At 40.0% G+C, this 21783-nt stretch carries 24 protein-coding genes and 2 pseudogenes; 6 read left to right on the top strand and 20 right to left on the bottom strand.

What is annotated here, in order from left to right; all coding sequences use genetic code 11:
• Nucleotides 1–168 precede the first annotated feature (168 nt).
• The 4 genes from AC4E8A_RS10195 (at nt 169) to AC4E8A_RS10180 (ending at nt 3308) form a co-directional block, all read left to right on the top strand.
• Nucleotides 169–414, top strand: a complete 246-nt coding sequence (locus tag AC4E8A_RS10195; RefSeq protein WP_490198358.1) for a stage VI sporulation protein F — start codon at nt 169–171, stop codon at nt 412–414.
• Nucleotides 415–514: 100 nt separating this feature from the next.
• On the top strand, nt 515–1591 hold the full coding sequence (locus AC4E8A_RS10190; RefSeq protein WP_490198357.1) for an NAD(P)/FAD-dependent oxidoreductase: 1077 nt from the start codon (nt 515–517) through the stop codon (nt 1589–1591).
• A gap of 56 nt (nt 1592–1647) precedes the next feature.
• Complete coding sequence (locus AC4E8A_RS10185; protein ID WP_490198355.1) at nt 1648–2157, top strand: hypothetical protein; 510 nt, start codon at nt 1648–1650, stop codon at nt 2155–2157.
• Nucleotides 2158–2234: 77 nt separating this feature from the next.
• Complete coding sequence (locus AC4E8A_RS10180; RefSeq protein WP_490198354.1) at nt 2235–3308, top strand: hypothetical protein; 1074 nt, start codon at nt 2235–2237, stop codon at nt 3306–3308.
• Between the two features lie 966 nt (nt 3309–4274).
• On the opposite strand, the gene AC4E8A_RS10175 is transcribed toward AC4E8A_RS10180, so the two are convergent.
• A complete protein-coding gene (locus tag AC4E8A_RS10175) occupies nt 4275–4418 on the bottom strand; it encodes a hypothetical protein (RefSeq protein WP_490198352.1) in 144 nt (47 codons plus the stop codon).
• A 135-nt stretch (nt 4419–4553) separates the two neighbouring features.
• On the opposite strand from AC4E8A_RS10175, the gene AC4E8A_RS10170 reads away from it, so the two are divergent.
• Together AC4E8A_RS10170 and AC4E8A_RS10165 are read left to right on the top strand one after the other, a co-directional pair.
• Nucleotides 4554–5378 carry an STAS domain-containing protein gene (locus AC4E8A_RS10170; RefSeq protein ID WP_490198351.1) on the top strand — a complete coding sequence of 275 codons (825 nt, stop codon included), beginning with the start codon at nt 4554–4556 and terminating at the stop codon, nt 5376–5378.
• 529 nt (nt 5379–5907) lie between these two features.
• Nucleotides 5908–6006, top strand: a pseudogene (locus AC4E8A_RS10165) (1,4-dihydroxy-2-naphthoate polyprenyltransferase); the annotation flags it as partial.
• A gap of 74 nt (nt 6007–6080) precedes the next feature.
• Here the strand turns inward: AC4E8A_RS10165 and AC4E8A_RS10160 are convergent.
• From AC4E8A_RS10160 to AC4E8A_RS10070, 19 genes and pseudogenes are all read right to left on the bottom strand, one after another.
• Entirely contained in the window at nt 6081–6425 is a 345-nt protein-coding gene (locus AC4E8A_RS10160; protein WP_490198349.1) for a hypothetical protein, read from the bottom strand.
• 154 nt (nt 6426–6579) lie between these two features.
• Nucleotides 6580–7241 (bottom strand): annotated as a pseudogene (locus tag AC4E8A_RS10155) (HAD family hydrolase).
• A 184-nt stretch (nt 7242–7425) separates the two neighbouring features.
• Nucleotides 7426–8598, bottom strand: a complete 1173-nt coding sequence (locus tag AC4E8A_RS10150) for a sugar ABC transporter permease (protein WP_490198348.1) — start codon at nt 8596–8598, stop codon at nt 7426–7428.
• A 12-nt stretch (nt 8599–8610) separates the two neighbouring features.
• Nucleotides 8611–10131, bottom strand: a complete 1521-nt coding sequence (locus AC4E8A_RS10145) for an ATP-binding cassette domain-containing protein (protein WP_490198346.1) — start codon at nt 10129–10131, stop codon at nt 8611–8613.
• 79 nt (nt 10132–10210) lie between these two features.
• Nucleotides 10211–11278, bottom strand: a complete 1068-nt coding sequence (locus AC4E8A_RS10140; RefSeq protein WP_490198837.1) for a sugar ABC transporter substrate-binding protein — start codon at nt 11276–11278, stop codon at nt 10211–10213.
• 356 nt (nt 11279–11634) lie between these two features.
• Complete coding sequence (locus AC4E8A_RS10135) at nt 11635–12726, bottom strand: sugar ABC transporter substrate-binding protein (protein ID WP_490198345.1); 1092 nt, start codon at nt 12724–12726, stop codon at nt 11635–11637.
• 21 nt (nt 12727–12747) lie between these two features.
• A complete protein-coding gene (locus AC4E8A_RS10130; protein WP_490198835.1) occupies nt 12748–13809 on the bottom strand; it encodes a helix-turn-helix domain-containing protein in 1062 nt (353 codons plus the stop codon).
• Between the two features lie 24 nt (nt 13810–13833).
• The gene (locus AC4E8A_RS10125; RefSeq protein WP_490198344.1) at nt 13834–14292 is read right to left on the bottom strand and encodes a response regulator; all 459 of its coding nucleotides are present in this window, start codon (nt 14290–14292) and stop codon (nt 13834–13836) included.
• Nucleotides 14270–15739: a sensor histidine kinase gene (locus AC4E8A_RS10120; RefSeq protein WP_490198343.1), complete on the bottom strand. Its 1470-nt coding sequence runs from the start codon at nt 15737–15739 to the stop codon at nt 14270–14272. Before AC4E8A_RS10120 ends, AC4E8A_RS10125 begins: the two co-directional genes overlap by 23 nt.
• Nucleotides 15736–16713, bottom strand: a complete 978-nt coding sequence (locus tag AC4E8A_RS10115; protein WP_490198342.1) for a sugar ABC transporter substrate-binding protein — start codon at nt 16711–16713, stop codon at nt 15736–15738. The genes AC4E8A_RS10120 and AC4E8A_RS10115 overlap by 4 nt, the downstream gene beginning before the upstream one ends.
• A gap of 235 nt (nt 16714–16948) precedes the next feature.
• The gene (locus AC4E8A_RS10110; RefSeq protein ID WP_490198341.1) at nt 16949–17140 is read right to left on the bottom strand and encodes a hypothetical protein; all 192 of its coding nucleotides are present in this window, start codon (nt 17138–17140) and stop codon (nt 16949–16951) included.
• 1369 nt (nt 17141–18509) lie between these two features.
• Nucleotides 18510–18734 carry a hypothetical protein gene (locus AC4E8A_RS10105; RefSeq protein ID WP_490198340.1) on the bottom strand — a complete coding sequence of 75 codons (225 nt, stop codon included), beginning with the start codon at nt 18732–18734 and terminating at the stop codon, nt 18510–18512.
• A gap of 36 nt (nt 18735–18770) precedes the next feature.
• On the bottom strand, nt 18771–19232 hold the full coding sequence (locus AC4E8A_RS10100; RefSeq protein ID WP_490198339.1) for a GNAT family N-acetyltransferase: 462 nt from the start codon (nt 19230–19232) through the stop codon (nt 18771–18773).
• 141 nt (nt 19233–19373) lie between these two features.
• The gene (locus tag AC4E8A_RS10095) at nt 19374–19643 is read right to left on the bottom strand and encodes a CD3324 family protein (protein WP_490198338.1); all 270 of its coding nucleotides are present in this window, start codon (nt 19641–19643) and stop codon (nt 19374–19376) included.
• A gap of 230 nt (nt 19644–19873) precedes the next feature.
• Entirely contained in the window at nt 19874–20341 is a 468-nt protein-coding gene (locus AC4E8A_RS10090; RefSeq protein WP_490198833.1) for an AraC family transcriptional regulator, read from the bottom strand.
• A gap of 17 nt (nt 20342–20358) precedes the next feature.
• Nucleotides 20359–20472 carry a hypothetical protein gene (locus AC4E8A_RS10085; protein WP_490198337.1) on the bottom strand — a complete coding sequence of 38 codons (114 nt, stop codon included), beginning with the start codon at nt 20470–20472 and terminating at the stop codon, nt 20359–20361.
• Nucleotides 20473–20503: 31 nt separating this feature from the next.
• Complete coding sequence (locus AC4E8A_RS10080; RefSeq protein WP_490198832.1) at nt 20504–20704, bottom strand: undecaprenyl diphosphate synthase family protein; 201 nt, start codon at nt 20702–20704, stop codon at nt 20504–20506.
• A gap of 133 nt (nt 20705–20837) precedes the next feature.
• Nucleotides 20838–20978, bottom strand: coding sequence for a hypothetical protein (locus AC4E8A_RS10075; protein ID WP_490198336.1), 141 nt, complete (start codon nt 20976–20978; stop codon nt 20838–20840).
• Between the two features lie 181 nt (nt 20979–21159).
• The gene (locus AC4E8A_RS10070; protein WP_490198334.1) at nt 21160–21690 is read right to left on the bottom strand and encodes a GNAT family N-acetyltransferase; all 531 of its coding nucleotides are present in this window, start codon (nt 21688–21690) and stop codon (nt 21160–21162) included.
• Nucleotides 21691–21783 lie beyond the last annotated feature (93 nt).

Genomic DNA, 21783 nt, shown 5'->3' with positions numbered 1-21783 from the left:
AACCCTCCTTGCACAAACTCTTTATCACATTATATGCAGACGATACCTATTGGCTTGTTCACCTGCCTAAGAGACAGAGAAATATCTTCAAGCCCGGGACGTCCGTTGATACAAGACACCTCCGCCTTACATAGAATGTGGGGAAACGTTCTTGAGAGGAGGTCCAAAATGTTTGGTAACTTTGAAAAAAAGACCGGTGTGAAGATGGACGAAATCATGAAACTGACTCAATCCTTTCAACACACGAATTTTAAAGATGAAAAGCAGGTTAGAACCCTTATTAAAAAAGTAGGGCAAATAGCGAACAAACCTGTATCCAAAGAGAAGGAAGAAATGCTTGTCAAAGCGATAACCACGGGGAATGTACCAAAAGACATGAATGAAATCCAGAAAATGATGAATAAGAAGAAGTAAGAGGGGAGCAGCAGCTCTTGGAGGGCTGCTGCTTGTTTTTATTCCTGGCAAAACGTTAGACTGGAAACTACATACAGAATTAGAAGAAAGGTCGTTTACATTGAAAAAACTGCTGCTGGCCGGAGGAGGCCACTCTCATATACAAGTAATGAAAAGACTAAAAAAGGAACCAATAGGTGAAGTGGAAATCACTCTAATTTCTCCATCAAAAAATCAGTATCATCCTGAGTTGATACCAGGCTATATCGAAGAGAACTATAAGGAGAACGAAATCCGGGTAAACCTGGAAAGAGCCGCAAGGGAGGCGGGGGTAACCTGGAAAGAGGGAGCGGTACTTTCCATTGATCCAGTGCAGAAACTTGCTTTGACAGCAAATGGAGACATCTTGAACTTTGACCTCATCTCCATTGACATCGGATCAATGACAAGCGGGACAGATAAAATTTCGTTGACAGATGATATCTATACCATCAAACCCACCTATCAATTTACATCTGCTATTGATGCCGTGCGCCGTGCGGACAACCTGGTCATTGCAGGAGAGAATGGTGCTGCCGTGGAAATCGCCTCAACTTTTCAAACGTGGCGAGCCAAACACAATTTACATAATCCCATTACTTTAATAGCTCAAAATAGACTCCTTCCTGATATGGGAACAATTGTTTCTAAAAAGATTGCCGATATCTTAATGGATAGAGGCATCCGGCTTTATTTTAGTGATGATATTCAAAAGATCAAAGGCAACAAAGTGTACTTGGATTCACAGGAAATCCCTTTCGAAAAACTGCTATGGGTACAACCTCCAAAAGCACCTGACTTGTTTAAGCTCTCAAGGCTGCCAGTCGATGTAAATGGCTATTTATCTATCGAGGAAACCCTGCAGGTAAAAAAATATCCATTTCTCTTCGGTGCCGGCGAATGCGCCGTGATAGAAGGACAGATGCCATATTCTCATTCAATCTGCACCTCAATAAAACAAGGAAACATATTGTACACAAATTTTAAAGGCTACCTCGATACGGGTGAAGGTGCGTTTTACTCAGGTGGAAACCCAATATATTCTCCTTTGGATTTAGGGAACAAGCAAGGATTTGCGGTATACAATAATAGACCGTTTCACGGAAGGATCCCTTGGGTTTTGAGACAGTTAGAAAATAAAAAGCTGCTAAAAAACTGACAGAAAAGCTCACAAACTTCATTACTGCATACCTTACAAATGAGGGGGATGAAGGAATGAGAATACCTGCGATCGATCTCGGCTTAATGGCTGAACACCTGGCTGCCCACGAAGGAGTACTATATAAACTGGGAATCTATCATCAAAATGTCCAAAATAAAACGTTCAGGAATATTTTAAAAAGCCATATAAATACTTTGCGGAACCATGTAGCCGTCATGCTGATGCTTATAGATCCCAACCGGGTTGAAAAAGTAAACCTGCCGGACATTCAACAAATTGAAATTGATGGACCTCCAGAAACTTTGAAATCCTGGGAAAAGAACATGGCACTTGAAAGCCGATTCACAGCAAATTCAATGGGAACCAACAATTTCAATTCAGCTGCAATGATGAAAAATAAAAACGTCAAAAACATTCATTTACAAATGGCTTACCAGGATATTCAGTTCCAAAAGATGTACAACAAACTGATTGCTTCTGCAGATTTTGTTCCGATGGCATTGCCGGATATGCAGTGGATGACTGTCCAGAAGTACCAGCATTTAGTCTCCCATAATATCTAAGCTGCGTAAATCGCAGCTTATTTTTTCAGCGTATATTGACCAAAATGATTCTATCCTTATTAACGAAGGAATGGTTAATGATGACCCGCAAAATAGTGAAAATAGTTAAACTATTTGATCAAACTGAAAAATATGGCCCCATCAGCAATATTTTGGGAGTTGGAGATCCTCATGTCGTAAAGATAAAGAATCAATGGCATATGTTTATTGGAGGATTCCAAAAGGATTTTAGAAATAATATCTTCACAGCAACACTTCCAATTGGTGAAACATTGAACAGCAATAACTGGACCATTACAACCTGTGAAGATAATCCCAAAAAAGCAAAACCAATCGCGTCTAATTCAAAAAAGGGCAGCTGGGACTATTTCGGCTACCATACCCCATGTTATGTTGCAGGAAAAGGTCTGGGCGGAGAGAAGGTTGAAAGAATCTATTATACCGGACGTGCATCTATACATGTTTTAGATAATCAGGCTCCGTATTCAATAGGGGTGTTCACCAAAACCTCAATAGGCTGGGAACGACATACCACACCAATCCTGACTGGAACCCCTGAGAGCCCTAATGTCCTTGAGCCGAAAGCAAGGTTCTTTGAAGGTAAATGGCGAATCTGGTATGTTACGACAAAGCAGGAAACCGGAAAGAAAGGCTATCCTCAATATCGTATTCAATACACTGAAAGCTTAGATGGTTTAACCAATTGGTCCCAACCGGAAGACTTATTTCTGGAAGAAGAAAATTTCTATGATGCGTCTGTCCATACCAGTAACACAAACGGTTATGAAATGGTCGTCTGCAGAAGCACAAACCTATACGGAAGAAGTCCGTATCCCAAGCAAGGTCTTTGGCTCCTGGAAGGCCAGAAACCAAATGGAAAGCGCAGCAACTGGTCTAAGGATCCGAAACCGATCCTTGATGCAGATAGCGGTGAACTGTGGTATAAAAATGGAACCGCCAGTCCGAGCTGCCTATATGGTGAAAATGAAACTGACAAGAATACTTTATATGTGTTTTTTACAGGACTTCACAAACAACGGAATTGGATGCGAATAGCTCTACATAGATTAAGAAGAAATAAAATGCCGCCATTTCCATCACCATTTTATTTTACTATTGGAAGGATTGAATTGAGATATAAGACAAACTAACTACTACTGTAACAGGTCTAATAAAAAAGGTAGGTGCCCTTTTTCGCACACAAGAACATTTGTTCGGTTTGGAAGGATTAAGAGAAGGGCTTAACAAAAATACAAGAAGCTTAGCAATGAAAGACTCATTGATTATCCCCCAAAAAATATAGTTGAAATGGATTCATAACCAAGTGTATATTAACGCTATTAATCCGTAGATTCTAAGAAATTATTGAGGATTTTGGTAAAGATTTGTTCTTAGAGAGAAATATCATGGATTCTGCAAAGGAAATTCTACACTGGAGAAAATAAAAAATATCCGTTTAACACGTACTAAAGCAGCAAATACAGCCAGAAAAGAAAAATTTGTTCAGATCCAATTAAACCAAGGGGAGTAATAACTCCCCTTACCTTTTTACATTATTTAGTTTACATAACATATATTATAGGAAGCGATATGAAAATAATCTATTTAGTCTCATAACCTAAGAATACTAATAATATTGAGACAAAATGGAATTTTTTGATCATACTATTTAGTAATCGGCCCCAATTACATTATTTAAGACTTTTAGAAATAATTTTGAATTTTAATCTCTTATCAAGTCTAAATATCTGGCCAGAACTTTTTTAGCTTCAAACACAGGTTCTTCCGTCTAAGCTTCATCCATAAGGTCTTTCAAAACTATTATGTAAATACCTCTCTTTTCTTTTCTGCATTGTTTACATAATAATATTATTCGATTAAACCTTCTCTATTTAATGACCATCTCTTCCCCTGCTATAGTTTCGGATTTCCCCCAACGCTTGGTCATGAGACCATACAAGCATCCCAGAGCATGCATTTGTTTCTTGTTCATTCATTATATAGTGCCTCACAAATACATTAATCCCTTGTCCCCCGCACCTTTCGCCTACTCAACGTTTCTTTCACCTCGTTCTGTACGGTGAAAACTCAGAGCGTACCCACCGTGGATTGATTCCTTAGGATTTTGCTTTTTTTCCAATTACTGTACCCATTTGGCAGGCTAAATCTTTGTTCCAAGTTGATGCGATGACAATTCCAGTTGGATAAGCGCCTGCTTCAAACTTTTTAAAGAAGAAATTAAATTCTACAGTTTCATCCAATTTTAGGAATTCCGAATTCACCCATTGCTTTTGTGTGAATTAATGAAAAGCGTAAATCAAGACATCATTTATATTGTAGTGTAAATTTACATGTTATACTATTTATAAAATTGAATTGTAAAAGGAGCATTTTTTGTGATTAATAAGGTGAATAATTTTAAAATCCTGAATATCTCAGAGTGTATACTGGGACTGAAGAATACAGCATCCCCAAGAGAAATCGCAGAACTGGATCAACATAAATCCCAACAAAGTGAGAAAGTCTTACAAAGTTGGCGAGATGAACTTATCGACCTATTCGCTTATTCGTTCACCAATAAAGATACGACTAACAAATCAGAGGTCGAAAGCTGGGGTGAAGAAACTATAAATTTGTTAATTAAAATTGATTTTTCTCTGGATAATGCAATAAATGTGATTAAACACTATCGGACAGTGGTTGGGGACATCATTAAAAATCAAGCTGAAGAATTAGAGCTTTCAATATCTGATTATCACGATATTATCTTCAAATTCACCTCAGTAATAGATTTTGCTATTCACTGGCTTAGTGTGACATATACACGGTTCTATACGAATCGAATTAATGCAGCAGAAACCTCTGTGATGGAGCTCTCTATCCCAGTCATTAAGATATATAAGGGCATTGGAGTCCTTCCATTAATTGGTGATGTTGATACTAAGAGAGCTCAGGAACTTATGGATCAAGCACTAACAAAAGGAGCAGACCTCTCACTTGATTACCTCTTAATTGATCTTTCAGGAGTACCGATAATTGATACCATGGTGGCTGACAGAATCTTTAAGGTGATAGATTCACTCAAACTTGTTGGTATTAAACCCATGCTTACTGGTATCAGACCAGAAATAGCTCAGACAATGGTCCAATTAGGGATAGATTTTAACTCAGTCTCAACGTTCTCAAATCTTCAAACTGCACTCTCTACTATAAAAGATTAAACAATTGTGTAAGCTTAGCCACCTCGTTGTGAAGGTGATTCTTTGTTGTCACACAATAGAGAGGCTATTCAGTTTGGTCATTCACCAAAATAATTTGAATAAAAAATAGCAGCCTATTCAATGCGAATTAGACTGCTATTTCATAGGCTGGATCTCTTTCTTCCTTACCCCCGCATAAAAATTGGAATAGCGCTTATATTATTTGAATTCACATAAAAAAATATTAATAAAGCTGGTGAAAACTTACTGTTGACCATCCCTGCTATTCCAATCAGGATAAGCCCCACTAGCTGCTATTCATACAAATTTAAATATAAATATAAATTCCAACTAACATTGCCACAGTATGCGAACCGAAAGCTAGGTGTAATACCATCTTAGGCTTCATCCCGTCAAAGTACTGGAAGAATCCTGTGGGCGTTAACATGACCGCTTACCCTGACATCGGCCCATACACCTGTAATAATAGGGCCTGTTTTAGCTTTGTTTCATGTTGAGATCAAATGAGGGCACTTTCTTGCGATCTTCATGTCTGATTTTCCAAATTGCTGTCAACTTGTTTAATGAATACTATGATTTTAATAGAAGACTGGATACCGAAGAATCGGTTGGTATTGGCGAAGCAATTAGATACGGCATAACCACATTCCCCCTTCAAAGTGAAAAACCGCCTTCCCAATAGGCGGTTCCATCCAATTTACTCTATTTATAAGCGGAAGCGAGATCCGTCTTCGTCCCTTCCTTTCGTTTTACTTCATCAATTTTGTCCACGAACATTTGAAACACTTTACGTTTTTCATCCAATTCATATATGTCTTCTTTCAACTGATTGTATTTTTCTTCGAATGGCTTATGATACATTTGCCTGATGTTTCTGATGATTTCATCGTTTACAGTAGATTGGATTACTTGCTTTGTAATGCCATATTTATAAGTATAGACTCTGAGTTCTCTCTTTAACTCACTATATTCACTATTGATTTGGTCCAACACTTCAGAAATGTCTGCTTTCCATTCATCCAGTGACTTTGCTAAGTAGTCTTCCATTTTGGCCTCCCTGATGGTTAAATTACGAGTACCTATGTATATCTCCTGTTATCAAGTATAACGGCGCCTGGTTACATCCCTTTTGCCAAACCATTACATTGTAGTATCAAATGGTTTACTTAGATTATTGATTCATTCATCACCTTATTCACCGCTATTCTCCTGTTTCCTTTACACTCCCTCTACACAGGTTCAGAATCCTACATAATCCAGCAATAGATTTGATTTCAGCATAAGGTTCATTTTTCTTATTATGAGGATTGAACCATCCCCCCCTTAATATCTGCATTCTGACAGCTGCCAATGTCCTTTTCAAGATCGTCTCCCACAAATAATGCCTCTTCCGGCTGCACATTAAGACTCTGTAATGCTAATTCAAAAATCCGTTGGCCTGGTTTGCGGATTCCCTCTTCTTCAGAGATGATGACCACATCAAAAACTAGATCTAAATTAGTGTTCTGATTTTCGCTTTTTGCCTTGTCGTCGAGCCGTTTGTAATAATGGCGATTTGAACATGTGCTTTAAATTCATTATGGTATTCATTGTTGCGTCATCAATAGAAAAACAATGAGGTTATCGGGCACTCTATATTTTGGTGGAAATTCATTAAAAAACGGGGCTAAAACGCGTGATTTATTATTATTATTAGCATAGGAGCTCTTATCTAAATCTCTGAATCTATACAACATTTCGTCTCTCGCAGAATGGCTAATATCCTCATACCACTCATATAAAATTTTTAAGAACAGCTTATGTACAGCCCCTATCAAACAAGGTATCATCCAGATCAAACAGGACTGCTTTATAACCGTTCAACTAAGTTCACAGCCTTTCTTCCTTTATCAATTCCGCTTTCGCATAACACTTTTGTTATTATCATTCTTTGATATTCATTAAACTTTTTTACTGCCAGCCGTGAAAAAACAAAACAAGCCAGCCAACCCACTTAAACTGCAAATGGATTAAACCGGCTTATCATTATGCAACTTTAACACTAACACTATGCTCTTTGTCTGCGGGTCATGACATCAAAGATTACAGCAAGTGCCAGAACTCCACCACGGATCATGTACTGCGGCGCAATCCCTACACCCATCAAGTTCATTCCGTTGGTAAGGGTGGCCATGACGATCGCTCCGATGACAGCTCCTGTAACTTTACCCACTCCGCCTGCAGCGGATACACCGCCAACAAATGCCGCAGCAATGGCATCCAGTTCAAATAGAGTTCCTGCAGTGGTGGTAGCAGCTTGTAAACGTGCAGTAAAGAGAATACCCGATAGTCCTGCAAGCATTCCCATCGAACCGAATACGAGGAATGTGATTTTACTTACGCTGATCCCGCTAAGATGGGCGGCTTCAGGGTTACTTCCCACAGCATAGATATGTCGTCCGATAACCGTCTTCGTTGTAACGAAGTGATAGATCGTGACTACTAAAAGGATAATGACAACGGTCCAGGAAATGCCATTGTAACCGGCTAACAGCCAAGTGAAATAAGCGATGATCGCGGAGACAAATACCAACTGGATAATAAACATCGGCTGTGACACCACATCAAAATTATATTTGATCTTATTTTTGCGGTTATGGATGGCGCTGATGATATAAAGTAAAATACCGATTGCCCCAATAATCAATGACAGCAAATGCAATCCGCCAACTTGTGTGATAGAAGGAATATATCCATTCCCTAACGCATTAAATGCATCATTGTCCACATTAATGGTTCCGGATTTTTCCGTTACTAATAGAATGGCTCCGCGATAGATAAGCCAGCCTGCTAACGTCGCCACGAACGCGGGGATGCCGACTTTGGCAACCAAAAAGCCTGTGATGGATCCGGCAAGAATACCTAATAGAAGGACCAGCGGAATCACGATATAGACTGGTACACCATTCAGGAGCAGGATGGCTGCTATTGCACCAAGAAACCCTGCTAAGAATCCAATGGATAGGTCAATGTGCCGAATGACAATGACAAGCATGACACCTACAGCAAGTACGGCAATGTAACCGGCTGAATCCAGTAGATTACTAATGTTACGTGAAGACATAAATAAGCCATCGGTCAAAATCGAAAAAGTGACCATAATGATCAATAAAGCAATATACATCCCATAATCACGAATATTATGTTTGATGACCTGCTTTCCTTCTTTTAATAAATTCATATCGTTTACCTCCTATTGCGTCGCAAGCTCCATGATCTTTTCCTGACTTGCTTCCTCAGATGACATTTCACCTTTTATCTCGCCCTCTGCCATGACATAAACACGATCACTCATTCCAAGGATTTCGCCTAGTTCTGATGAAATCATGATGATGCTCATTCCTTTATTGATCAGTTCATTCATAACGGTGTAAATTTCATACTTAGCACCAACGTCAATTCCGCGGGTCGGTTCATCCAAAATCAATAGCTTCGGACCCACAAAAAGCCACTTTCCTAAAGAAACTTTCTGTTGGTTACCGCCGCTCAGATTCCCAGTAAGCTGCTGGATTGATGGGGTTTTAATTCCTAATGAGGCTCTATATTCTTCTGCAACTTTAATTTCCTCATTTTCATTTATGATTCCGTTTGAGGAAATTCCATGTAAGTTTCCGGCAGAAATATTGTTTTTTATATCTTGCAGTAAAAATAAGCCATTTCCCTTTCGATCTTCGGTAACATAGGCAATACCAGCTTTAATGGCATCTTTTGTGTGTTTATAGTTGGCAGGCATTCCATCCACAAATAAATCACCTTGCAGCTTATAATTTTGTGCATTCCCAAAGATGCTTTGCGCAAGTTCTGTCCGACCTGCCCCCATCAAACCGGCAATACCTATGATTTCACCTTGCTTAACGTGAAGGTTGACATCTTTCGCTACCTGGCGGCCCAACTTAGGGTCATAAGCAGACCAGTTCACTAATTCCAGTATTTTGTCACCGAATTTCTTCTCAGGCCTTTTCGGATAGATATCTCCTAGTTCACGGCCAACCATGTTTTTGATGATGGAAGCTTCTGTGATTTCACCTTTAGAAGCGTCCAGTGTACACATTGTTTCCCCATCGCGGAGCACCGTTGCTTTATCTGCAATCGCAATGACTTCTTTCAACTTGTGAGAAATCATGATGCTGGTAATGCCTTGTTCTTTTAATACTCGAAGCAGATTCAATAAATTCTCACTATCGTCTTCATTCAGTGCTGCGGTAGGTTCGTCCAAAATGAGCAGCTTTACTTCTTTGCTCAGTGCTTTTGCAATTTCAATAAGCTGCTGCTTCCCTACACCAAGGTCCTTAATCAATGTTTCCGGATTGACTTTCAGGTTCACTTTTTCAAGTAATTTCTTTGATTGAACGATCGCTTCATTCCAATCCAGGACACCGCGGTTCTGTATTTCGTTATTAATAAAAATATTTTCATAAACTGCCAGGTCTGGAAACAATGCCAGCTCCTGATAGATGATTGCGATACCAGTATCGACGCTGTCACTTATTTTATTGAAGCGCTGCGCCTGCCCATTAAAGACGATATCCCCGTCATAGGTTCCATAAGGATAAACACCGCTTAGCACCTTCATCAGTGTAGACTTTCCAGCCCCATTTTCTCCTACAAGACAGTGAATTTCTCCTCTTTCGACTTTGAAATTGACATTGGATAACGCTTTGACACCTGGAAACTCTTTTGATATCTGGTTCATCTCTAAAATATAATCACTCATGTTATGCCTCCTTAACCAGACCACTTAACACATATGGAATAGTGATAGAAAATCTATCACTATTCCGCTTTATTCCTGTTTATTCTAAACCTGTGAATTCACTTGCTTTATAGTATCCGCTATCCACGATTTCTGCTTTGACATTATCTTTATCAACGCTGATGACATCTGATTGTTTTGCCGGAACTTCAGTCGATCCATTGTCATACGAACCAGTTGTTTCAGGTGTATCTCCATCAAGGATGGTTAATGCCATATCCATTGCATCTTTTACTAGAGTTCGAACATCTTTGAATACTGTCATGGACTGTTTGCCATCGATAATGTATTGGATAGAAGCTTTTGTTGCATCCTGGCCAGAGATAACAAAGCTGGTAATGCCGCTCTCCGCAGAAAATACATCGGCAATCGCACGTGCAGTGTCATCATTCGGACCAAGGATGGCTACATCGCCCTTCATGTCGTCTCCTGCAGCTGTTAAGTGTGTCTCCGCTTTGTTTTTGGCTTCGTTCGGATCCCATCCAGTGGTAAGCTGACTGACAATCTTACTCATTTCTTCACGAGATAATTCTGCTTTATCTTTTAACGCTTCAGCTTCACTTGAGTTTGCAACTTTAAATGTACCGTCTGCGATTTTTGGCTGAAGCACATTCCATGCACCTTCGAAGAACAAGAAGGCATTATTGTCCGTTGCTGCACCTGCATATAGGTATAGAGGAACCCCGGATCCGTCAGAATGATCAACTAAGTATTGGGCTTGTGCTTCACCAACTGCCACACTGTCAAAAGTTACATAGTAATCAACAGCATCGGTATTAGTAATTAAACGGTCGTACGCAATAACGGTGATATCTTCTTTTTTGGCAGCTTCTACTGCACTTCCAGCTGAGTCTCCATCAACCGGCGTGATGATTAATACATCGATCCCTTTACTGATCAACGTGTTTACATTTTCTTTTTCTTTCGCAGAAGACCCTTGGCTGAATAGAATTTCAGCAGAGTACTCGGAATCACCGATTGCTTCTTTAAATCTCTCCTCATCCTGCACCCATCTTTGTTCATCTTTCGTCGGCAGGACGATTCCCACTTTCAGGTCACCGCTCCCTCCGGTACTGCTGCTGCAACCTGTTGCGATAAGGACAGCCATAATGGCTACTGATAATACAAGAAATAATTTCTTCACCCTGTGTAACCCCTTTCAAAAATTGTTTGTTTTGTCTAACACCTTAAATATATCAGCTTCCAGGTTACTGAAAACGCTTTCTTATAGCACTATTTTGGTATTCATCTGTACTTTTTTAAATTTTCTTTATTTTACACCATTATCTTCCCTTTACTGGTTACCTTACAAGAGACCAGCCAGCATTATAGTGGCCCTTTTCTCTTTTAAGCGTTTACCATCCAGCAAGGCATTACCTTTTTACAGTGTGTTTCTTACTCAAAAGCGTTCATGATAGTAAAATTAAAAAAGGACAAGGAGCTTAATCTCCTTGTCCTTCCCTGCTAATCATTCAGCTGGTAAACTTCTTTCTTAGTATGAAATCCATCTGCAATAATGGTTTCATCCAAGTTATCGTTATTGACAGCAATCGGCGGAAGGAGAACCGAAGGGACTTCTACCTTCCCATTATTGATTTTCAGGTCGTTCCCGATTTCCTCACCCTTGGCTAGTTTGACTGCCAGTTCAGCCGCGGTCTCCGTTAATTCTTGAATTGGTTTATATACCGTCATCGCCTGTTCACCTGAAACGATTCTTCGGACCGCTGCAAGGTCGGCATCCTGTCCCGTTACAGGAATTTTGCCAGCCAGCCCCCGTTCCTCAAGCACTTCAATTATGGCGCCAGCCGTGGTGTCATTTGGAGCAATGATTGCATCAACCTGGTTATGGTTTGCATCAAGGGCGAGTTCTATATTGGCTTTTGCATTAGAGGGAAGCCAGTCTTTCGTCCATTGGTCAAACACAATGGTAATCTCCTCATTATCAATCAATGGCTGCAGTACAGAAAAGGCACCTTTTTTGATTAAATGTGCATTGTTATCGATTTCAGCTCCGCCGATATAGACATATTTCCCTTTAGGTACTAACTTGGTAATCGCTTTCGCTTGCAATTCTCCAACCTTTTCATTGTCATAGGATACATACATGTCCACTTCTGCATTCGTTACCAGCCGGTCGTAAGACAAAACCTTCACACCAGCAGCATGTGCTTTTTCTACGATGGCAGCTGCTGATTCAGCATTCTGAGGAATAATGACCAAGAGATCGACTCCCTGACTGATTAACTTTTCTGCTTGCCAAATTTGCAAGGCGTCGTTACCGTCTGCCGAATAAACTTCCACAAGGGCGCCTAGATGTTCTACCGCCTTTTTAAATAGATCGCGGTCCTTCTGCCAGCGTTCTTCGAGCAGGGTCCCCATCACGAAACCAATTTTTATTGTGTCCCCGCTTGTTTCTATTTCTTGCATGGCAGGGGTTGGCTTACTTGAGGAACCGCCGTTCATATTAATATCTTCCTGCGGCTTACAAGAAGAAATCATCAGCAGGATCACGAGCATAAACAGCAAAGCACTTGCTTTTAGTAAACTACGCTTCATTTACCCCGCTTCCTTCCTTTTTTACACAAGCTTCTTGTTATCCATGATTTTCTTTCGATAGTCGGTCGGTGATTCATGACACATTTTTTTGAATACTTTGCTGAAATAGTTTGGATCATGATAGCCAATTTCATAAGTGATTTCCTTCAAGCTTTTCTCCGGATCTCTCATCAGTTTTTTTGCTTTTTCTATTCGGCACTCGGTCAAGAAATGAATGTAATTCACACCAAGCTGCTCTTTGAAAATTTTACTTATATAAATCGGGCTCAGGCCAATTTCTTTCCCTATTTCCTCCAGTGATATATCCTGATAGGCATGTTCCACAATATACTGCTTAATCTGTTCAATTGTGTTTGCTTCCAGTTTTTCATGATGCTTTTGGTCGTATTGCTGCAGACTTTCTAATACCTGGCCCGTCTCTGCCCGCAATTGGCGGTAGTCTGTGGATTTGAAGGGATAGACAGGGGAGTCTATTTCCACCCCCATCTCACCCATGACTTGAGAGATGATCCAAAGAAGCTCCATCAGCCGCTGCTGGGTGTTCACCACTTCGGTGCCTTTTTTTTCATTTCGATCAATTAAGTCTGTCACGAAGGTATGGATTGCTCCCCATTCCCCTGTGCGGATATTGTCAAAAAATTGTTGTTCATATTGCTTGGAGGTATGTTCATCGACATCGGAAGCAAGTGTGGGCATATCGGAATAAAAACGGTATTTGACCGGCAGCGATGTATCACGAGTTGCTGATAAAGATTCTTGATAGGATTGTTTGATTTTGTCCACGGAGTGATAAACATTCCCTATTCCTATAAACCAACCTGCATTTTCTGATTTTACAAGCTTCATAATCTCCCTGGATAACACTATAGCTTGAGATCTGTAAGACTGGCCTTGCTTTTTAAAAACGATGACAGGTAAATGGCGCCCATATAAAGCCCCCATCCATGCGTCTCCTATCTTTCTGACTTTCTGCCTGATTGCCGAATAGTAATTCTCCGAACCAGGTGGAAGAATAATACTCATTACAAATTTTTCTTCTGTCATTTGCATTTCCAACTTCTCAACCAATTCGTGTAAATGCACCTCATGCACATGATCGAACAATAGCTATGTAACAACATCTGTTTCAAAGATGGACATGGCTTTTTGAACGGTATCCTGTTGTTCCTTATCTTTTTCCACTAATTTCCTTTGTTCCTCAATTTGATGGAGTGCTTTGCCAATCGTGTCGACGATGTCCGACACCTTCGTCGGTTTCACCATATAATCGATAACTCCTAGCTTTAAGGCAGAATGTGCATAATTAAATGTTGCAAATGCAGTGATCATAATAAACTTAACAGAAGGATAATCTTGATTGATTTTCTCTATTGCTTCAAATCCATTCATACCGGGCATTTGAATGTCCATTAACACTAAATCCGGTTGAAACTCTGCTGCCATCTCTACGGCTAGCCTGCCATTCCTAGCTTGTTTGATTATGAGGCCGGTGAAATTCCTTTCCAGTATCACTTGCAGTGCATCACGTTCGATTTGTTCATCATCAACCACCAGCAGCTTGATCATCTTCCGCAGCTCCTCTCTTCTTAGGGATCTCTATGGTTACTTTCGTTCCAATTCCTTCATTGCCTTCAATCTTCATTACATCTCCATTGCCAGTAAAAAGGCGCAAGCGTTTCATTACATTATTCAATCCGATTCCCGAGGTATGACCCTGTTTTGGCTCGTTCTCCTCTTCTTCCTTCATAATTTTACTAATCTTATCCTCTTGCATACCTGGACCGTCATCCTCAACCTCTATCATCACTCGATCTCCATTATCCCTGATTCTGAACCAGATGGTGCCGCCAGCTTCATTAGGCTCAACAGCATAGATGACAGCGTTTTCAACAATGGGTTGAAGTGTCAAGCCTGGAATATCGATACTCAGGCACGATTCGTCGATGTCTGTATGAAAAGTGAGCCGGTCAGTAAATCTGGCTTTTTGTATAATCATATACTGCTTTAACACATTAACCTCGTCACAGAGTGTCATTGTTTTATCCAAATGTTTGAGATTGTAGCGCAGCAGACCTGCAATGCTGACAAGGAGATCGCTTGTTTCTTCTGAACCTTCCAAATAGGCCTTTTTCGAGACGGTATTCAGGGTATTAAACAAAAAATGAGGGTTGATCTGGCTTTGCAAACTTCGGAGCTGGCTGTCTTTTAAAAGGATTTTACTCTCCTGAAGCTCTTTTTCAAGTTGTGCCTTCTGTTGAATTTCAATAATCAATTTATTTATGTTCGTCCTCATATGATCAAACATTCTTGCTAAAAAGGCCATCTCATCTCTGGAATTCACTTCAATCTTTAAATCGAATCGTCCCTTTGACAATTCACTGGCTGCCCGTGTCAGCTTTTCCAATGGTCTTGTAATCCTTAACGAAAACCAATAGGTATAAAGCAATAACAAAAAGGTAATCAGCAGCAATAACCAAATCCCGAGCTGATTCAATTTTTCGGATTGATCAATGATCGCCCGGTAAAACTGGTCATATGTATTAAGTTCCGTATCAATTAACGAGAGAGTCATTTCAGAAATATAATTAGAAATATATGTCGCTTCGTTAAGTGAACTTCTTGCATTTTCAATCCCTTCTTCCGAGTGAAACACAAGGGCTCGGTCTGTTACTTCTACAAGACTATCAAGTAAGTTAACGTAGCTGGCCAACTCAAACTCATTATCCATATTTTTGAAGCCGGCTACCACTTCCTGCTTGTTTTGGATGTTTTGCATACTGACATTCACTGCATTTAAATTTTCTGCAGAAGGAAGGAGCAGATAATTGTTAAGGGCTGTCACTGTTTTCTGACTGGTGGTTCTGATTTCGTTCAATACCAGGTACCGCTCAAGAATATCATTATATTGATTTTGCATTTTTTGATTATAAAAAGTGAGTGACATCCAGATCGTGGCCATGATCACTAAAACAATCACCGCCAGCATCCAGATTTTCTTTTGTATATTGGTCATTCTATATCTGTCGCCTTTATCATTCGAATATCCGTTAAATAGCCTTCCAAATCCAGCGGCACCGTCTCATTGTTCAGCCACTGTACCATGAGATGCACGCTTCTTTCCCCCATTTCTTTGGGGGATTGCTCAATTATCCCATCTAGCTTGCCTTGCTGCAGGGAAGATAATGAAACGCTGCTATCATCAAAAGAATAGATATAAAATGGTTCCACTTTCGACCGTTTTTCAATTTCCTGAATGATGTCCCCTGTAAAATTGGAGTTAACAGCGATAAATGCATCGACATTCGGATAGCGGTTCAATAAATCCTTCGTCAAAGCAATCCCCTGCTCTCTGCTGTCTTCAGCTTCAGCTGGAATCATCTTGATATTGGAGTACCTTTCAAGAGAATTCTGTATCCCCTTCAACCGTTCTTCCTGATAATATTCCTTCTTACTATCGAGCATAAGGATCACTTCTCCTGATGTGCCCATATCATTGATGAGCTGCCTGGCAATTAATTCACCGGCAAAATGCTGGTCAGAACCCACATACGTTTTGCGAAGACTTTCTGACGGAGGAACATCATTGGCTACAGTAATGAGAGGGATTCCATAGGACGCCGCTTTCACTTTGGCTAACTCCTTAAATCCTTCCGTATCCAGCCCCTGTACAATGATACCATCCACTTTTGAATAGATTGCTAATTCTATTTGCTTTAGAAAATTTTCCTGATCATTCCCATAGCTCCCCCATACTTCTAATGTGACATCGTCTTTCTCCGCTTGATTTCTCGCTCCGTAACTGACCTGATCCCAAAAAGGTGTATCCAGCTCCTGCGTGATTAAAACCAAACGTTTATTCAGAGATTCCTGGCTTTTCTTCTGAGGTAATTGCCAACTCGCACTATAGACATCAAGTGCCGATTGAATTGTAAAATAAAAAAGGACAACACAAATGACAGCGCTTACCAAAGTGGCGAACCTTTTCATAGATGGCGCTCCTTTAATGAAAAAAGAATATATAGTAATTATAGCAGGAATAGGACAAAAGGCGTAAGAGTTTTCAGAAAAAACGAACATTATATGTATCTCTTGACGCGAGTTCTTCAATTCAGCTATTTTGTAACCATGTTTCCTTAGGGATCCATCTGTTTCGATATAAAAGATAGACTGAGCGGCATTGCCGTACAAAAATCAAATGAATTTCTCCAGTAAAAAAGCCTATTTACACTAGATTAAATGGGAGGGATTCTGTCAATATACCACCAAGAAAGATTAAATACATCCTGAATACTTTAGCCAGTTTATTTATACTGCCTTTGAAACCTTTTCTATTAAACCCTGTAATGAAATGGGTTTTTTCTTCTTCCATACTGAATATCCCCAGTACATAACCAAGCTTCCCAAAGTCCTGCATACTAATATCCCAATTATCCGCCCCTTTACATTGTTAGACGGCAGACACCATACATAGGTTTCGGAATTTGCTCGTTTAGGCTGTCAATTGGCAGGATTATTAATAAAAAGCATTCATTCCTGTCAGCTCAACGCTTTCAATGATAACTATTCTGCAGCTGGTCCTACTTCAAGTTCATTATCGCTAAACGGGGTGGTGATTCAGAGATTTTCGGGACAGCAACGGATTAAAGTGATTGGTTTTTGTCTCGATTTCCTGTTAATCGAGACAGCTTTTATGTGATCTGGTGGCCTCCTGTCCCAATTCAACGATTATCGGGACAGGATTGGTCAGTACCTCTTGGATTCTGTCGCGATTTCCTGTTAATCGCGACAACTTTTATGTAATCTGGTTGCCTACTGTCCCGATTCACTCGTTATCGGGACAGGATTGGTCAGTACCTCTTGGATTCTGTCGCGATTTCCTGTTAATCGCGACAGCTTTTATGTAATCTGGTTGCCTCCTGTCCCGATTCAACGATTATCGGGACAGGCTTTGTCAGTACCTCTTGGATTCTGTCTCGATTTCCTGTTAATCGCGACTGCTTTTATGTAATCTGGTGGTCTCCTGTCCCGATTCACTCGTTATCGGGACAGGATTGGTCAGTACCTCTTGGATTCTGTCGCGATTTCCTGTTAATCGCGACAACTTTTATGTAATCTGGTTGCCTACTGTCCCGATTCACTCGTTATCGGGACAGGATTGGTCAGTACCTCTTGGATTCTGTCGCGATTTCCTGTTAATCGCGACAGCTTTTATGTAATCTGGTTGCCTCCTGTCCCGATTCAACGATTATCGGGACAGGCTTTGTCAGTACCTCTTGGATTCTGTCTCGATTTCCTGTTAATCGCGACTGCTTTTATGTAATCTGGTGGTCTCCTGTCCCGATTCACTCGTTATCGGGACAGGATTGGTCAGTACCTCTTGGATTCTGTCGCGATTTCCTGTTAATCGCGACAACTTTTATGTAATCTGGTGGTCTCCTGTCCCGATTTACTCGTTATCGGGACAGACTTGGTCAGTACCGCTTGGATTCTGTCTCGTTTTCCTGTTAATCGCGACAGCTTTTATGTAATCTGGTGGTCTCCTGTCCCGATTCACTCGTTATCGGGACAGGCTTCGTAAGTACCTCTTGAATTCTGTCTCGATTTCCTGTTAATCGCGACAGCTTTTATGTAATCTGGTGGTCTCCTGTCCCGATTTACCCGTTATCGGGACAGACTTGGTCAGTACCTCTTGGATTCTGTCTCGTTTTCCTGTTAATCGAGACAGCTTTTATGTAATCTGGTGGTCTCCTGTCCCGATTCACCCGTTATCGGGACAGACTTGGTCAGTACCGCTTGGATTCTGTCTCGATTTCCTGTAAATCGCGACAGCTTTTATGTAATCTGGTGGTCTCCTGTCCAGATTCACCCGTTATCGGGACAGACTTGGTCAGTACCGCTTGGATTCTGTCTCGATTTTTTGTTAATCGCGACAGCAGCAGATGAGACTGTTGTCCGAAGTTCCAAGAGTACTGTCGAGAAGTGATTGATATTGAACTAACACGCGCCATTCACAAGTTTTACTCCAAATGAAGAAAGTGTTCGTCTCACCAATCTTTTTCCATGATGATAAACTGATACTCTACTTCTCTTATAGTATTTTTAAAGGTTCCCTTTCTGGTAAAGCCCGCTTTTTCATATACTTTGATTGCTCTTTGATTTAAATCGGCCACCGCCAGCTCCAGATGGTCATAGCCTATTATTTTTCTCCCTTGTTCAATAATGGATTGAATAAATCCTTCGCCGTGCCCTTTTCCTGTCAATGAGGGTTTCATTTGTACACCCACTGCCATAGTTTCTTCACCGACATGAAAGAACTCACAGTTTCCAATTAACTCACCCTGCTGATCAAGGACTGAATAGTAATTTTCAGTATCAATACTATCGAGGAATCCAATGATTTTTTCTTCCTGGATAGTATTATCATAAAAAGAATAGATACCATCATACGTCCACGTAATGAATTCCTTAACATCTTCCTTGGTTCTTTTTCTCATATTATAATTCATAAGCCTGCATCCCCTTTCTATACCTATCACCATTTTATACTCTTGTGTTTAACCAGGCTTCCTATTGTTCAAGTATGAAGCATTCTTTAGCCAGCATAAAAATGCCTTATGTAAAAATAACATAAGACATGTTCGCAGCACTTATTCTTTTAACGTATAGATGATTCTTTCAATACTTTTGATGGAAAGGTGATACTCTCTAGCTAGCTCTACCTTTGCTGCTCCGTTGAGGTAGAGATGATAGATAGTCAAATTTCTATCTTTAAGGGTTTTCCTTGTACCATTTCTTTCTCCCCAGGAAAGTTCACTTCCTTTTTTTCTTGGTATATATAAGTAATCGCCGTCAATGTAATCCTGGACTAACTGCAGGATTTCTTGTGGTAAAACATCGCTTGCATTTTTATATCCCATATTTGTCCCTGCTTTCTTATAATAGATTTCAATAAGAAATAGCAAAGACCGCTAAAAGGATTGTTATTCTGCTTACACTCTTTCTAACAGCCTTTGCTGCTAGAAAGTAAACAGTTTCAAGTTAGGGTATTTCCCCATAATAACACCCTCCAATTTTAATGTTTTTTTAATATACTATGTATCAATAAACGCTTTGAAGTAAAAAAATCAGCTGTCCCATCTCTTTCCATTCAAAATATCCGGCCTTTAATAGGCACAAATAAATCAACCTTGCATCTCCCTTCTGAATCTTCTGCAGGGTTATTCAGATTGAATTCCAGGCTGGGACTATTAAAGTCTGCTTCATACTCACTGTTTGGGAGCCACTGTTCAAATATATATTGGTAAGCAAGGTGCAACTTATCAGGCATATTATAAAATGAATATAAGGCATATTGCCCGCCAGCAAGCTTTTTAAATTTCACCTCATTGTGCATCTCTTTGTCAAATCCTTCAGGAAGTGTTACACAAGCATCATGCCTGCAAAGGTGACTCTCTACTAAACTCGGATCATCTAAAGAAATCCCTATGAATGATTGGCTTGGAGGATAAAGTCCCTGTCTGATTGACCAGCTCATCAATTTATCCCAATGTTCCTGAGGTTCATGATAACTCCCAATCTGCCTGATAAATGCCACTTCGTACCTTGGCAGTTCCATTACTTCAATAACCAAATTTACCACCTCGCTCCGTTTATTTCCTCTATAGCCTTAATAAGAATCTCCTTGTCAAAATCCCGAAAGAGGGTGTCAGTAAACCAAAATTCTGTTTTGGCAGATTGCCATAACAAGAAATTGCTTATCCTTTTCTCGCCGCCAGTTCTAAAACACTATTTTCGGGTCCGGCAGTCCTTTTATATAAAGATAATGGCTTAGCATGGCTTCATTAATCTCTTTAGGTGCCAGTTTAGATGTTTCAACATCACAGATCAGAAAATGGACTGCATTTATGATATCATTCCTGCCACCATAATTCATTGCAAAGCTTACACTAAGAGAGCCATTGCCAGACGTTCTCCTTATTGCTGTTTTTATCGCTTCCTTGGTATGAGAAGGCGCTTTTCGAGATCACCGGAAACAGAAACTTTTATATCCTTCTGGATGGATGTGGGTAATTTATTAGGTAAATAACGTGCAGTAAGATCCATAAGGTCGTTCACCTCTTCTTACTGGCCGTTTCCAGTTTTCTGTTGCAAAACGCGTATAACGCAATGACTTTAATGTCCAGTTCTAGTGAGGCATCGATTATTTTCTCCATTGCCTGGGAACCTGCATAATGCGCCTGGCTTCTAGTCAAACCACTTTCTTCTCCCCATCAGCCATTTCCATCCATCATAATCGCAATATGTACTGGTTTCTTTCCATTAGAATACTCCTTTCGTTAAGAGATTTATCGAAAACAGTTTCACCGATCTATCTGTTAAATCTTAGCCATTTACTTCTAAAGGCTGCAGCTCCATCCCTTTTGAAAAATCATTTTATTGGTAATACTCCATCAACCAACAATCTTGATATTTCCCTTCATGAAGTTCATGGCCTCTCAGTAATTTCCTTTTTGTGAAACCACATTTTTCATAACACTTTACAGCCCGTGTATTTCTTGTTTGAGGGTCCATCACTATTCGGTCTGCCATTTTGTATTCTGTTAAGTATTCCACCATAGAGGTAACAAGCAATGTTCCAATGCCTTTGTTCCAATAGTCTTTTTCTCCAATAAATTGATCTGTTCCATAAACAATTTCGTTTAGATACCCATATTCTTTTTTCATTTCCTCAGCGGCTTCATAGAATTGAATATACCCGATTGATTTTCCGTTATACTCTACCATGCATTTTACTTCTTTATCTTCCGGCGGATAGAAAACCTCATTCACTTTGTTCAAATCAAAAGGATTGTCCCTGCCTTCATAGAACTCCAGGACAGAGGGATCCGAAAGCCATTTTGCTAATTGGGCATTATCTCCATTTTCTAATTTGCGAACTGTTAATTTTCCAACACGGAATAACATTTTACTTCTCTCCAGTTCCTTAAAATCTCAAAGAAATCTTTTTTATAAGGCTCTTTTCGTAAACTTTGTTGCTATTCAATATAAATTTCAACT

Source organism: Bacillus sp. SRL337 (assembly GCF_984799155.1).
This window is presented reverse-complemented; position numbering and strand designations above follow the sequence as displayed.

Coding starts and splice junctions, on each gene's coding strand:
- AC4E8A_RS10195 (WP_490198358.1), top strand. CDS start 169: ATGTTTGGTAACTTTGAAAAAAAGACCGGTGTGAAGATGGACGAAATC.
- AC4E8A_RS10185 (WP_490198355.1), top strand. CDS start 1,648: ATGAGAATACCTGCGATCGATCTCGGCTTAATGGCTGAACACCTGGCT.
- AC4E8A_RS10180 (WP_490198354.1), top strand. CDS start 2,235: ATGATGACCCGCAAAATAGTGAAAATAGTTAAACTATTTGATCAAACT.
- AC4E8A_RS10160 (WP_490198349.1), bottom strand. CDS start 6,425: ATGGAAGACTACTTAGCAAAGTCACTGGATGAATGGAAAGCAGACATT.
- AC4E8A_RS10150 (WP_490198348.1), bottom strand. CDS start 8,598: ATGAATTTATTAAAAGAAGGAAAGCAGGTCATCAAACATAATATTCGT.
- AC4E8A_RS10145 (WP_490198346.1), bottom strand. CDS start 10,131: ATGAGTGATTATATTTTAGAGATGAACCAGATATCAAAAGAGTTTCCA.
- AC4E8A_RS10140 (WP_490198837.1), bottom strand. CDS start 11,278: ATGGCTGTCCTTATCGCAACAGGTTGCAGCAGCAGTACCGGAGGGAGC.
- AC4E8A_RS10135 (WP_490198345.1), bottom strand. CDS start 12,726: ATGAAGCGTAGTTTACTAAAAGCAAGTGCTTTGCTGTTTATGCTCGTG.
- AC4E8A_RS10125 (WP_490198344.1), bottom strand. CDS start 14,292: ATGATCAAGCTGCTGGTGGTTGATGATGAACAAATCGAACGTGATGCA.
- AC4E8A_RS10120 (WP_490198343.1), bottom strand. CDS start 15,739: ATGACCAATATACAAAAGAAAATCTGGATGCTGGCGGTGATTGTTTTA.
- AC4E8A_RS10115 (WP_490198342.1), bottom strand. CDS start 16,713: ATGAAAAGGTTCGCCACTTTGGTAAGCGCTGTCATTTGTGTTGTCCTT.
- AC4E8A_RS10110 (WP_490198341.1), bottom strand. CDS start 17,140: ATGCAGGACTTTGGGAAGCTTGGTTATGTACTGGGGATATTCAGTATG.
- AC4E8A_RS10105 (WP_490198340.1), bottom strand. CDS start 18,734: ATGGCGCGTGTTAGTTCAATATCAATCACTTCTCGACAGTACTCTTGG.
- AC4E8A_RS10100 (WP_490198339.1), bottom strand. CDS start 19,232: ATGAATTATAATATGAGAAAAAGAACCAAGGAAGATGTTAAGGAATTC.
- AC4E8A_RS10095 (WP_490198338.1), bottom strand. CDS start 19,643: ATGGGATATAAAAATGCAAGCGATGTTTTACCACAAGAAATCCTGCAG.
- AC4E8A_RS10090 (WP_490198833.1), bottom strand. CDS start 20,341: ATGGAACTGCCAAGGTACGAAGTGGCATTTATCAGGCAGATTGGGAGT.
- AC4E8A_RS10070 (WP_490198334.1), bottom strand. CDS start 21,690: ATGTTATTCCGTGTTGGAAAATTAACAGTTCGCAAATTAGAAAATGGA.